The sequence below is a fragment of the Xanthomonas citri pv. citri genome, from assembly GCF_000961215.1.
GTDB lineage: Bacteria > Pseudomonadota > Gammaproteobacteria > Xanthomonadales > Xanthomonadaceae > Xanthomonas > Xanthomonas cissicola.
On record NZ_CP008998.1, the window covers coordinates 22,699 to 34,502 of the forward strand.

At 65.2% G+C, this 11,804-nt stretch carries 9 protein-coding genes, 1 other RNA gene and 1 pseudogene; 5 read left to right on the top strand and 6 right to left on the bottom strand.

All coding sequences use genetic code 11. The features are described from left to right. Positions 1 to 74 precede the first annotated feature (74 nt). Together AMD14_RS00590 and AMD14_RS00595 are read left to right on the top strand one after the other, a co-directional pair. Positions 75 to 395: a DUF1820 family protein gene (locus AMD14_RS00590; protein WP_003482171.1), complete on the top strand. Its 321-nt coding sequence runs from the start codon at positions 75 to 77 to the stop codon at positions 393 to 395. Then, entirely contained in the window at positions 395 to 1,387 is a 993-nt protein-coding gene (locus tag AMD14_RS00595) for a D-2-hydroxyacid dehydrogenase family protein (RefSeq protein WP_011050028.1), read from the top strand. The genes AMD14_RS00590 and AMD14_RS00595 overlap by 1 nt, the downstream gene beginning before the upstream one ends. Positions 1,388 to 1,552: 165 nt before the next feature. Here the strand turns inward: AMD14_RS00595 and AMD14_RS00600 are convergent, their stop codons facing one another. Both AMD14_RS00600 and AMD14_RS00605 read right to left on the bottom strand, forming a co-directional pair. Beyond that, positions 1,553 to 3,079 (bottom strand): S41 family peptidase, encoded by a 1,527-nt coding sequence (locus AMD14_RS00600; RefSeq protein WP_005927226.1) that lies wholly within the window; start codon positions 3,077 to 3,079, stop codon positions 1,553 to 1,555. Between the two features lie 104 nt (positions 3,080 to 3,183). Further along, positions 3,184 to 4,482: a murein hydrolase activator EnvC family protein gene (locus tag AMD14_RS00605; protein WP_171843829.1), complete on the bottom strand. Its 1,299-nt coding sequence runs from the start codon at positions 4,480 to 4,482 to the stop codon at positions 3,184 to 3,186. Between the two features lie 97 nt (positions 4,483 to 4,579). On the opposite strand from AMD14_RS00605, the gene AMD14_RS00610 reads away from it, so the two are divergent. Together AMD14_RS00610 and AMD14_RS00615 are read left to right on the top strand one after the other, a co-directional pair. Next, positions 4,580 to 5,236, top strand: a complete 657-nt coding sequence (locus AMD14_RS00610) for a DUF4097 family beta strand repeat-containing protein (protein ID WP_011050030.1) — start codon at positions 4,580 to 4,582, stop codon at positions 5,234 to 5,236. Between the two features lie 161 nt (positions 5,237 to 5,397). Then, positions 5,398 to 7,194, top strand: coding sequence for a M28 family metallopeptidase (locus AMD14_RS00615; protein ID WP_005912472.1), 1,797 nt, complete (start codon positions 5,398 to 5,400; stop codon positions 7,192 to 7,194). Positions 7,195 to 7,513: 319 nt separating this feature from the next. Here AMD14_RS00615 and AMD14_RS00620 read toward each other — a convergent pair whose 3' ends face one another. After that, on the bottom strand, positions 7,514 to 7,957 hold the full coding sequence (locus AMD14_RS00620; RefSeq protein WP_011050031.1) for a PepSY domain-containing protein: 444 nt from the start codon (positions 7,955 to 7,957) through the stop codon (positions 7,514 to 7,516). A gap of 292 nt (positions 7,958 to 8,249) precedes the next feature. Beyond that, a complete protein-coding gene (locus AMD14_RS00625) occupies positions 8,250 to 9,383 on the bottom strand; it encodes a glycoside hydrolase family 5 protein (protein ID WP_015462682.1) in 1,134 nt (377 codons plus the stop codon). A 559-nt stretch (positions 9,384 to 9,942) separates the two neighbouring features. Between AMD14_RS00625 and AMD14_RS22505 the strand changes: the two genes are divergently transcribed. Next, positions 9,943 to 10,015, top strand: a non-coding RNA gene (locus AMD14_RS22505) — sX9 sRNA. A 4-nt stretch (positions 10,016 to 10,019) separates the two neighbouring features. Here AMD14_RS22505 and AMD14_RS00630 read toward each other — a convergent pair. Together AMD14_RS00630 and AMD14_RS25610 are read right to left on the bottom strand one after the other, a co-directional pair. After that, on the bottom strand, positions 10,020 to 11,072 hold the full coding sequence (locus AMD14_RS00630; protein WP_011050033.1) for a glycoside hydrolase family 5 protein: 1,053 nt from the start codon (positions 11,070 to 11,072) through the stop codon (positions 10,020 to 10,022). 129 nt (positions 11,073 to 11,201) lie between these two features. After that, positions 11,202 to 11,534, bottom strand: a pseudogene (locus AMD14_RS25610) (hypothetical protein); the annotation flags it as partial. Between the last annotated feature and the right edge of the window lie 270 nt (positions 11,535 to 11,804).

Genomic DNA, 11,804 nt, shown 5'->3' on the forward strand with positions numbered 1-11,804 from the left:
AACCCGGGCGTGGCCCAGTTACCGGCACGATGCCGCGCATGTCGCTGTCCAGGCGCGCGCCTATAATCGTGGGCATGTCCAAGTCTCTGTACAAAGTCACCTTCCTCAATCATGGCAAGGTGTACGAGCTCTACGCGCGTGAGGTCACCGGCAGCCATCTGTGGGGCTTCAACCAGATCGGCGAGCTGGTGTTCGACGTGCACGACGGGCTGGTGGTGGACCCCACCGAAGAACGCCTGCGCGAGGAATTCGGCAATACCAGGACCTTGCACCTGCCGATGCAGAGCATCGTGCGGATCGAAGAAGTCGAGAAAAAGGGCCAGTCGGTGATTCGCGATGCCACCACCGGCGACAAGGTGGTCACCCCGTTCCCCTCGCCGATCAAGCCACGCTGATGCGCATTGTGGTGCCCGACGACTACCAGGGCGCCGTTGCGCAGCTGCCCTGCCTGCAGCAACTGCAGGACCACCAGGTGCAGGTGCTGGGCGCGTTGGATGCGGAGCTCGATGCGCGCGCCGCATGCCTGGCCGACGCCGACGCGTTGGTGTTGATCCGCGAACGCACGCGGGTGGATGCGGCGCTGCTGCAACGGCTGCCACGGCTGAAACTGATCAGCCAGACCGGGCGCGTGGGTGCGCATGTGGATGTTGCGGCGTGCACTGCGTTGGGTGTGGCGGTGGCCGAAGGCGTCGGCTCGCCGGTGGCGCCGGCCGAGCTGACCTGGGCGCTGATCCTGTCGGCCAGCCGTCGGCTGACCGACTACCAGCATGCATTGCAACAGGGACGCTGGCAGGCGCTTGGCGATCCCGGCTTGGGCCGCGTGCTGCATGGGCGCACGTTGGGGATCTGGAGTTACGGGCGAATCGGCCAACGCGTGGCCGGCTTTGGGCGCGCCTTCGGCATGCAGGTGGTGGTGTGGGGCGGCGAGGCGTCCTGTGCGCAGGCAGCGCGCGATGGGTTCGCGGTTGCGGGCAGTCGCGAGGACCTGTTCGAACGCAGCGACGTGCTGTCGCTGCATCGGCGTCTGACTGCGCAGACACGGCATGACGTCACCGCCCAGGATCTGGCGCGCATGCGCGCCGACGCGTTGCTGGTCAACACCAGCCGCGCCGAGTTGATTGCGCCTGGCGCCTTGCTCGCTGCGTTGGACGCGGGCCGGCCGGCGCAGGCCGCGCTGGATGTGTTCGAGCACGAGCCGGTGCTGGACCCGCGCGATCCGCTGCTGCGGCATGCGCGCGTGCTGGCGACACCGCATCTGGGATACGTGGAGCGCGACAGCTACGCGCTGTATTTCGATGCGGCGTTCGACAATGTGCTGGCGTTCGCGGCGGGCACACCGCGCAACCTGGTCAATCCCGAGGTGTTGGCAACAACGCAGCGGGTGTGATTCCCCGCTGGGTCAGCGCGGTCTTGAAGCAGCCAGCAAGCCGCGCGCGCTGCTGCCAGGTCAGCGAGGCCCGAGGCTCGGTGTGGCATGTACCACTCCTCCACCGATTCCTGTGTGCCGACCGGACCTACGTCACGACGCCGCGCGCAGGTCTGTTGCCCACGCTTAGTTGACCGGCTCGGCAGGCTTGTCCGTCGGCGTCGTCGGCTGCACCGGTTCGGCTGGCGCTGGGGGTGTAGTGGCCGGCTTGGCCTTGCCTGCCGGTTCGGCCGACCTGGGCTTGTCCGTGGTCGCCGGGCGCGCTGCGGCGGGCTTGGGCTCGGCACCGGTCTTATTGGCGGCCTTCGCCTTCTGCGCGGCCTGCGCCTTGGCTTTGCGTGCAGCCTGCGCCTTGGCGGCGGCGCCGGGTTGCTTGAGTTCGGCCAAGGCTTCGGTGATCGGGCCGTCGCCCGGCAGCACGTCGCCGGCGCTGTAGCCCTCCTCGCCTTCGTCGTCGCCGCGCAGGTGGCCCGGCAAGGTGGCTTCGCTGTAGTCGGTCAGGCTGGCCGGCACATCGGCATCGCCCGGCTGCGGTTCGGGGGTGAGCAGCACGTCCGGCACGATGCCGCTGGCCTGGATCGACTTGCCGCTGGGCGTGTAATAGCGCGCGGTGGTGAGCTTGACCGAGTCGCCGTTGTCCAGCGGCAGCACGGTCTGCACCGAGCCCTTGCCGAAGGTGCGGCTGCCGATGATGCGTGCGCGCTTGTTGTCGCGCAGCGCGCCGGCCAGCACCTCCGAGGCACTGGCCGAGCCGGCGTCCACCAGCACCACCACCGGTGCGCCATTGAGCAGATCACCCGGAGTGGCGTCGAACTTGGCATCGCTGATGGAGATGCGCCCGCGCGTGCTGACGATATTGCCCTTGTCCAGCAGATCGTCGGCCACCTGCACCGCCGAGGTCAGCAGACCGCCGGGGTTGCTGCGCAGATCCAGCACCAGGCCGCGCAACTTGCCGCCGGCCTGCAGCTGCTTGAGGTTCTTCTGGAAGTCGGCGCCGGTGTCGGCCTGGAAGGTGCTGATGCGGATGTAGCCAAAGCCCGGCTCCAGCAGCTTGCTGCGCACGCTGGCCACGCGGATGGTTTCGCGCTGCAGGGTCACATCGAACGGCTTGGGCATCTTGTCGCGCATGATGGTCAACACGACCTTGCTGCCGGATTCGCCACGCAGCGGCTCCATGGCCTTGCTGGCATCGATCGGCTTGCCGTCGATGGCCACGATCACATCGCCGGCGCGGATGCCGGCGCGCGCGGCCGGGGTGTCGTCGATCGGCGCGATCACCTTGAGGGTGTTGTCCTGCTGCTGCAGCAATTCCACGCCGATGCCGTCGTAGGCGCCGGTGGCCTGTTCGTCGAAGGCTTCGGCATCTTCCTTGTCGAAATAGGTGCTGTGCGGGTCCAGGTCCGAGAGCAGGCCACGCACGGCGGCGTGCATCAGCTTCTTGTCTTCGACCGGGTCGACGTAGGCCTGCTTGACCGCGTTGTACACCGCCACGAAACGGCGGATCTCATCCAGCGGCACCTTGGAAACAGCGGCTTCATTGGCTTCCGGATCGTCCGCGCTGGCCTGGGCGGCGGCGGGGCCGGCCTTCTGCGCCCAACCAGGCGACGCGAACAGGGCCAGCGACAGGGCAACGGACAGGACGGCTACGCGCATGAAGCACTCCGACAAAGAGATAAGGCGCCCCGCAGCGCGGAGCTGACCGGATTATGCGCGAAGCAGCGGTAAATCCGCGTTGAATCGCGGGCGGTGCGCGGCGCTCAGCGGCGTTGCAGCCAGCTCGATGGATCCACCGGCTGCCCGTTGCGACGCAATTCGAAGTACAGCGCCGGCACGCCCTGCCCGCCCGAACTGCCGACCTTGGCCACCGCGTCGCCACGTTTGATCGTTGCGCCGGCATCGCGCAGCAAGGTGTCGTTATGCGCGTACAGGCTCATGTAGCCGTTGCCGTGGTCCACGATCAGGATCATGCCGTAGCCGGTCATCCAGTCGGAAAACACCACCGTGCCATCGGCCACTGCAGTCACGGTGGTGCCCTTGGGCGCGCCGATCAGCACGCCCTTGCTGGTGTGGCCATCGGGCAAGGTGGCATTGAAGCGCGCCAGCAGATTGCCCGCCACCGGCCAGCTGAGCCCACCGACCTTGGGGGCCGGTGCGTTGGCGACTACCTTGGATGGCGTCTTGCCGGGGCGATCGGAACGCTCGGTTTTGCTGCGCTTGGCCTGTGCGGCGGCTTCGGCGGCGGCGCGTCTGGCGGCAGCGCGCCGTTCGGCTTCGGCCTTGGCGGCGGCCGCGCGCAGATTGGCGAGCAGTTGTTCCAGCGCCTTGGCGTCCTGGCCGATTGCCTTTTCGCGCTCGGCGCGCTGTTTGTAGCGATCGTCCAGCTGCGCGACGGTGGCCGCCTGTTGCGAGCGATCCTTCTGCAACGTGGCCGCCTGCGCTTTTTGCTGCGCACGCGCGGCATCCAGCGCCTGGCGCCGGGTGGCGATGTCCTGTTCCACTGTCGCCAGGGCATCCAGTTGCGTGGTCAAGGCGTGGATGCGCTGCGCGCGTGCGTTTTGCACATAGCGGTGATCGGCCAGCATACGCGTGGCATCGCCCACCGTGTCCTGCGACAGCAGCACCTTCAGCGGTGCATTGCGGCCCACCTGATCGGCGGCGCGCAATAACGCCGCCAGCTGCGCGCGCTGGTTCTGCAGGCCGCGCTGCAATTGCGCGCGTTCCTGCTGCAGGGTGGACAGATGCTGTTCCTGCGCGCGCATCGCCGCTTCGGTCTCGCTCAATGCACGTGCGGTCTTGGCCACTTTCTCGTCGGCCTGGCGCAACTGTTGCGCGGCGGTGCCGCGCTTGCCTTCCAGTTCGCGTCGATCGGCGCTGATGGTCTTGAGCTCATCGCGCAGCTGCTGCAATTTGCGCTCGGTCTCGCGCTGGCTCTGCGCGCTTGCGCCCATGCTGCCCAGCAAGGTGCAGGCCAGCACGCCCACCGCCAGCCACATCCGTCCACGGCCGGTGGCAGGAGCGAGCGGCAGGCGCGGCAGCGGTGCGGGCGAAGGGGGCAACGAAAGATCCAGTGACTTCAGGCAGGTGCGCGATTGTAGCCAAGCATGATGTGATCGCCGCCACGCCCCAGACAACCGCCGCCGCGCGAGGTTCAGCATGAAGCCCCAAATTCTTCTCCTGGCACTGTCCCTGGCCTGCACGAGCGCCTGGGCCGACGAGGACGTCAGCAAGGTCAACGGCAAGATCAGCGCAGATGCCGGCAAGACCTATGGCGCCCTGGAAACGGTCAACGGCTCCATCGAGATCGGTGCCGGTGCGCAAACCAAGAACGTGGAAACCGTCAACGGCGGCATCCGCATCGGCGACAACGCGCGTACCGGTGGCGTGGAAACGGTCAACGGCTCGATCACGCTGGGCCAGAAAGTGACGGTGTCCGGCGGGCTGGAAACGGTCAATGGCAGCATCCTCGCCGAGCGCGGCAGCCAGATCAGTGGCGGCGTGGAAACGGTCAACGGCAGCATCGGGCTGGTGGGAACCGAGCTCGGCAAGGGCATCGAGACGGTCAATGGCGACATCACTGTCGGGGTGGGCTCGCATGTGCGCGGCGGCATCGAAGTGAGCAAGCCGAGCTTCGGTTTTTCGTTCCAGCCCTCGCGCAAGCCGCGTGTGGTGATCGGCCCGGATGCAGTGGTCGATGGGCCGTTGCACTTCGAGCGCGAGGTCAACCTGTACGTGCACCGCAGCGCCAAGATCGGCGCGGTGAGCGGCGCCACCGCGCGCAGCTTCGACAGCGACGTCGCGCCGAAGGACTGACCGACGCAACACGCACCTGCCGGTGCGTGCGCCGGATCCAGGGCACCTGCTCCAGGCGCCCTGCCCGGCCCGCCATGCGACTGCAGCGCACGCAGCGACGCGCTCACCTCGCCATGCGGCGCAGGCTCTAAGATCGGGATTCCGCCGCACGAGGAGTTCCGATGCCCCGCAAGATCCTGTTGTGCCTGGCCGCGACGCTGGCCCTGGCCGGCTGCAAACGCGAACCCGCCGATGCGCCCAGCGCGCCTGCCGCGCAGACGCCGACCGATAGCGCGCCCAGCGCACCGGTCAGCCGCCACACCTTCTCCCCGGACATGACCACTGGCGACTTCGCCGAACTGGTCAAGACGCTGGCGTCGGACGACTTCGAAGGCCGCGGCCCGGGGACGCCCGGCGAAGAAAAGACCGTGACCTACATTCGCGACCAGATGCAGCGCATCGGGCTGCAGCCCGGCAATGGCGACAGCTGGTTCCAGGAGGTGCCGATGGTGGAAACCACCGCCGATGCATCCACCGCCCCCAGCCTGCGCAGCGGCGAGCAGACCCGCACCCTCGCCTTCGGCACCGACATCGTGGTCGGCACCCGCACCGGGCAAGCCGAGGTCAAGCTGGACAACAGCGAGCTGGTGTTCGTCGGTTACGGCGTGGATGCGCCCGAGCAGCAGTGGAACGACTACGCCGGCCAGGAATGGAAGGGCAAGACGGTGGTGATGTTCGTCAACGACCCGGGCTTCCACACCGACGATGCCAAGTTGTTCGACGGCAAGCGCATGACCTACTACGGGCGCTGGACCTACAAGTTCGAAGAAGCCGCGCGCAAGGGCGCGGCTGCGGCGTTGATCGTGCACGACACGCCCGGTGCCAGCTATGGCTGGGACGTGGTGAAAAATTCTTGGTCCGGCCCGCAATACGACTTGCCGGCCAAGGACGACCCCGACCCGCGCCTGCCGGTGCAGGGCTGGATCAGCGCCGAGACCGCCAGGCAATTGTTCGCCAATGCCGGACTGGACCTGACGCAGGCCTACAAGGACGCCAGCAAGCGCGGCTTCAAGCCGGTGCCCTTGAAGGCCAGCTGGTCGGTCGACCTCAAGAGCACGATCGCGGCGAAGACCTCGCGCAATGTGGTCGGCGTGCTGCCGGGCACCAGCCACGCCGACGAGGCGGTGCTGTACATGGCGCATTGGGACCACCTGGGCAAGCATCCGGGTGAACGCGGCGACAACATCTACAACGGCGCGGTGGACAACGCCACCGGCGTGGCCGGCATCCTGGAAATCGCCGACGCATTCGCCCATCAAGACCCCAAGCCGACGCGCTCGGTGGTGTTCCTGGCGGTGACGCTGGAAGAATCCGGCCTGCTGGGTTCCAAATACTACGTGGCCAACCCGAGCTTCCCGCTGGACAAGATCGCGGCGGTGATCAATCTGGATGCGATGTCGGTGGCCGGGCGCGCCCGCGATGTCACCGTGGTGGGGATGGGCAGCTCGGAGCTGGAGGACATCCTCAAGCCGATCGCCGCGATGCAGGGGCGCACCCTGCACGCGGAAGCCACCCCGCAAAGCGGCTCGTATTTCCGTTCGGATCACTTCAACTTCGCCAAGGCCGGCGTGCCGGCGTTGTATGCCGATGGCGGCGAAGACCTGCGCGAGGGCGGCACTGCCGCCGGACGTGCCGCGGCCGAGGACTACGGACGCCATCGTTATCACGCGCCTGGCGACGAATACGACGCCGCCACCTGGAAGCTCGATGGCACCATCGAAGATCTGCAGGTGGTCTATGGCGTGGGCAAGGAGGTCGCTGCTGGCGAACGTTGGCCCAACTGGTACCCCGGCAACCCGTTCAAGGCCGCGCGCGATCGCATGATGGCCGGCAGGCCTGGCACAAGTGCGGCGAGCGCGCAGCCGGCCGACGCCACCAGTAGGGCTACGCAGACGAACATGGCCAAGCCCCCACGCTGAGGCTTGCCGATCCACTGCTGCCACACGGTGTAGCAGCAACGCACCAGCACACCAGCACTCCGGTTCGCGCCACCATCGGTGAGAATCTTCTGTTACGCAAAAGGCCTCCCATCGGAGGCCTTTTGCGTTGCTGTGTCATGTCAGGCATCTGGCCCATCGCCAGGCAACATCGCTGAGCTGCGATCTTGCGCGATCAGTGGCTTGCTGCACTGACGCTACATGTCGGCCTAAGGCGCGGCAGCGTGGCCATGCTGCGTGCGTCCTCTGCGATGCTCGATCTGCCCGAGCCGCCTGGCAGGCCAACGTGACGTGCGCCAACTCAATCGTTCTCCACGCTCACCACGTGGCCGTCTTCCGGATCCACGTGCAGTTCGACCTTCTGCCCGTTGCGCTTGGCATCGGCCTTCCACAGGCCATCGTTGAACTTGAGGTCGTGCACATCGGCATAGCCGCCGGTGGACAGCGATGCGCGCACGTCGGCTTCGCTGAGCTTGGAGGTGGTCTGGTCGCCATAGACGCGGCCGGTCACCGGGTCGATGTGCACGTCCACATCCTTGCCGTCGCCGCTACGCGCATCCGCGGTCCAGACGCCGTGCTCGAACTTGAGGTCGTGCACCTTGGTGTAGCCCTTTGCGGTGAGCATGCTGGTGACCTCACCGGAGGTGAGCGCCTTGGCCGGCTTGTCGGCCGCTTGTGCCAACGCGCCCTGCGACACCAAGGCTAGGACGCCGATCAGTGCGGTCTTCATCAATCGCTGTGTCATGGGAATGCTCCTGCAGTGAAGTGCGCTCATGCTGGAGGGCGGCTTATCGCCATCAGGTGAAAGGCCGCAAGCGGCCGCGACGAAAGTTCAGTAAGCTGAAATGCGCAGGTGCCAGTTCACCTGCGCTACACGCGTTGTTTACATCGAAACGGCTGTTGCGGCCGAGCACGCAGCAACATGGCTATCCACGATGGAATCGCAGTAATCGGCGTGTGCATCCCATCGTGCCAACGCCGTTTGCCCGCGCGCTGCGTGCGTAAAACAAAGCCGCCTTACGGCGGCTTGTCTGGCATCAGCGTGCCGTGCGTGCAACGGATGTGCTTGTTGCGGAGGTCGATGCAGCGGAAGTGCGCGCCGCGGCAGCAGCGACCGGTGCACGCGTGGCGAGTGTGGCCTGCGGCGACAGGATCGCCATCTGCGGCTTGTCGGTGCCGTCCTTGTTGGGGTGCACGCTGTAAGCGTAGCTGAGGTTCCACCACGAACCGGCCGCCCACCAGGTCCAACCCAGCCACACATCTGCATTGGTTTCCATGTACGCCAACATGCCTTGCAGCGCCTGGTTGCACACCGCATTGTTGGCGGTGCCGAATTCGGCCAGAAAGCCGCGCTTGCGGTTGGTGCGCAGCCACTGCGTGAAGTTGCGCAGGCGCTCGGCGCCAATGGTGCTGCTGACACAGGTGCTGCTGGTGCCGCTGGAATCGGCATCCAGATACTGATGCACTTCGAAGGCGTAGCGATCGAGCGGGTCGTAGATGGACGTCAGCGCGGTGGCGTTGGAGTAGCCATCGTTCGTGGTGGAATACCAACTATGCGCGCCGGTCCACAATGCGCCGGGCACCAGAATCAGGTTATTGGCACCGGTCCTGCGGATGGCATCGATGGCGGCCTGCGCTGCGCCGGCCCAGTCGCTGGCCGAAATATTGTTGGGCTCATTCATCAGCCCGAACATCACCGCGTTGTCGCTGTTGAACGCCAGTGCGAGACGACGCCATAGATCGGTAAACGTGGCCACCGGTACTTCCGGGCTGCCGATCTTGTAGCCGTAATACTTGGCGTAGTTATGGATATCGATGACCAGATACATGCCGGCTGCCTTGGCGCGTGCCACGGCCTGTTGCAGCAACGCGAGTTGGGCCGGATCCAGCTCGCCGCTCGCGGTGGGCTGCAGCCGTTCCCACAGGATCGGCAGGCGGATGGTATTCATGCCGACACCGGCGAAATAGGTGTAATCGCTGGCCGCTGCGTACATATAGTCCTTGTTGAGGACTCCGGGCTTTTTGGAAGATGCGAATTCGGCACCGGACAGATTGACGCCGGCATAGGTGAGCGCGCGCGTCTGCGCGTGGGCCAACGGCAGGCTGCCAAACACGATGAAAAGCAGCGTGGAGCGCAGTAGCGCGCGCAACGAAAAACAGACAGCAGACATGACACAACTCCTCAGACGGGGGGAGATGCAGCTAAGTGCATGCGCGTTGCGCGCGATGCGCTGCATCGGTCTGAATCAATGCATCAGCCGTGCCCAATTGCCGGGTGTGGCCAATGGAACGCCAATATGCGAACTGCATCGCAGTCACACTCTGCAAGGCGCATTTTCGAGATTGATAGGCCGCACAAAAGCGCGCGATATCGCGAAGTGTTCGCGCAACTGCGGCGTGCGTGTCCGCGCTGTCGATTTTGCGTCGTATGGAAGCGTCTGCCGTCAGTGGCATGACGTCATGTCTATGACGCTATGCCGCATTTAAAGCGCCGCCCAGGGAGCGTGCATAGGCTGCATCGATCTTTCCCCTGAAAGTACGAGGAAAAAGCGGCCCAATAGCGGAATGCTCAGTCCAGTAGAAAGCGCGCGCTCACGACCGGATAGAAGAGTGATGTGTGGTGACGATTGCTTGGCCGCGCCCGCACTCGCCTTGACTAGCGCGGTCGTTGCGGAACAACAGCTGAAACACCGGCGTGCAGCCATCAGGCTGGCGCGGCAGGCGCGTGGCATGGACCACGCGGACGTTGTGGTTTCTGCGCCATCCACGTCCACCTGACGACTGCTCGCTAGGCGTGTTGGTCGCGCTTAATCGGTAATCCGGCGCGCACGTGGGCTCAATATCGACATCTGCGGCTTGTCGCGCCCTTGCGCATCCGGTTGCACGTTGAACGGATACGCCCCACTCCACCATGCGCCTGCCGCCCACCAGGACCAGCCCATCCACACATCGCTGTTGGATTCCATGTAGCCCAACATGCCGTTGAGCGCGAGATTGCAGGTGACCGTATTGCCGGTGCCGAATTCGGCGAGAAACCCGCGTTTTTTGTTCAGACGCAGCCACTCGGTGAAGCTGCGCAGCCGTTCGACCCCGACCGTGGCGCTGACGCAACCACCGCTGGTGCCGCTGGAATCGGCATCCAAATATTGATGCGCTTCGATGGCATAACGATTGAGCGGGTCGCGAATGGATGCCATCGCCACTGCATTGGATTGCCCGGCCACCGTGGAGTACCAGCTATGCGCGCCTGTCCACAACGCACCCGGTACCAGAATCAGATTGGTGGCGCCGGTTTTACGAATGGTGTCGATGGACGCCTGCGCGGCCGTCGCCCACGCTTGCGGATCGATGTCGTAAGGCTCATTCATCAGCCCGAAGATCACGGCGTTGTCGCTCTTGAAGGCGATCGCCAGCCGTCGCCATAGATCGTTGAAGGTGCTGATCGGCACTTTCGTGCTGCCGATGGTGTGGCCGTAATACTTGGCGTAGTTGTGCACATCCACGATCACGTACATTTTGGCCGCCTTGGCGTTGGCGACCGCCTGCCGGATCAACGCCAGCTGGGCCGGGTCCAGCTCGCCCCCCGCCCTTGGCTGCAGACGTTCCCACAGGATCGGCAGGCGCACGGTGTTCATGTGCTTGCCGGCGAAGTAGGCGTATTCATCGGCCGCCGGATAACGGTAGTCGATGTTGAGCACGCCGGGCTTTTGCGAGGATTTGATCTCGGCGCCAGAAAGATTGACGCCTGCATACTTCAGGCCGGTGGCGCTTTGCGCCTGCGCGAGGGGCATGGCGGCCAGCAATAGGAAAGACAGCGCGCGGCAACGCAGCCGGCGCGTATGCGTGGTGAGGGATTTCATGGGGGAACTCCTGAGACTTCTGCGTGCGAGAGACCTGTGCAAGGACGACGTGCCGAGACGGGTATGAGCTCGTTCGATGTACGACAGCAACGCGTCCATCACCAGACTAGGCGTATACGCCCGCACAAACTACGGCTGAGAGGGATCAATCGGCCAAGCTGTGCAGTGACACGCAGTTCTTGTGTTAGAGCGCGCACGCATGGCCCGAACGCACCGCACCGTTTGCGCACGCTTCAAACCAGTGGCACACCATGACCTGCGCCATGGCGTGCTGCGCATCGCAGGCGAATGCAGCTGCGTTGCGTGCAAAGCCTCTGCGCTGAAGCGCTTATCTGTTCATCGCGATGGACTGCCTGATCGGCAATGCTGTCGTCGGGCAGTGCCAGCCACAGCGGCAGACAAAGCGCAGGTGGCGCGCGCAATCGCGGTGGCGCGATACCGGATGAGATCGCTTGCGCGTCGCCCATGCACTGGTGCGAGCGCGTTACGTCAGCGCGTCGTCGAGACGGCCGCTGTGCACCGCAGCTTGCACAAGTGCAGGGAAGACATGGCAAGCGCTCGATGCCGGGCTGTCGCACGCCATCGAAGAGCGCACATCGGCAATCGGAAGCGTTTGAGCTGGCGCGGGATTGCTTCTGCCTTCTGCGCCGCCCACGGCGAGCTAGCGGCGGCCTGCTCTTCTCCGAAGCAGCCTGTCCTCCAACGCGGTGCACCGCAATGGACATAAAAAAG

Bases quoted from the DNA above. Each gene is read 5' to 3' on its own strand.
- AMD14_RS00590 (WP_003482171.1), top strand. From the start codon at position 75: ATGTCCAAGTCTCTGTACAAAGTCACCTTCCTCAATCATGGCAAGGTG.
- AMD14_RS00595 (WP_011050028.1), top strand. From the start codon at position 395: ATGCGCATTGTGGTGCCCGACGACTACCAGGGCGCCGTTGCGCAGCTG.
- AMD14_RS00600 (WP_005927226.1), bottom strand. From the start codon at position 3,079: ATGCGCGTAGCCGTCCTGTCCGTTGCCCTGTCGCTGGCCCTGTTCGCG.
- AMD14_RS00610 (WP_011050030.1), top strand. From the start codon at position 4,580: ATGAAGCCCCAAATTCTTCTCCTGGCACTGTCCCTGGCCTGCACGAGC.
- AMD14_RS00615 (WP_005912472.1), top strand. From the start codon at position 5,398: ATGCCCCGCAAGATCCTGTTGTGCCTGGCCGCGACGCTGGCCCTGGCC.
- AMD14_RS00620 (WP_011050031.1), bottom strand. From the start codon at position 7,957: ATGACACAGCGATTGATGAAGACCGCACTGATCGGCGTCCTAGCCTTG.
- AMD14_RS00625 (WP_015462682.1), bottom strand. From the start codon at position 9,383: ATGTCTGCTGTCTGTTTTTCGTTGCGCGCGCTACTGCGCTCCACGCTG.
- AMD14_RS00630 (WP_011050033.1), bottom strand. From the start codon at position 11,072: ATGAAATCCCTCACCACGCATACGCGCCGGCTGCGTTGCCGCGCGCTG.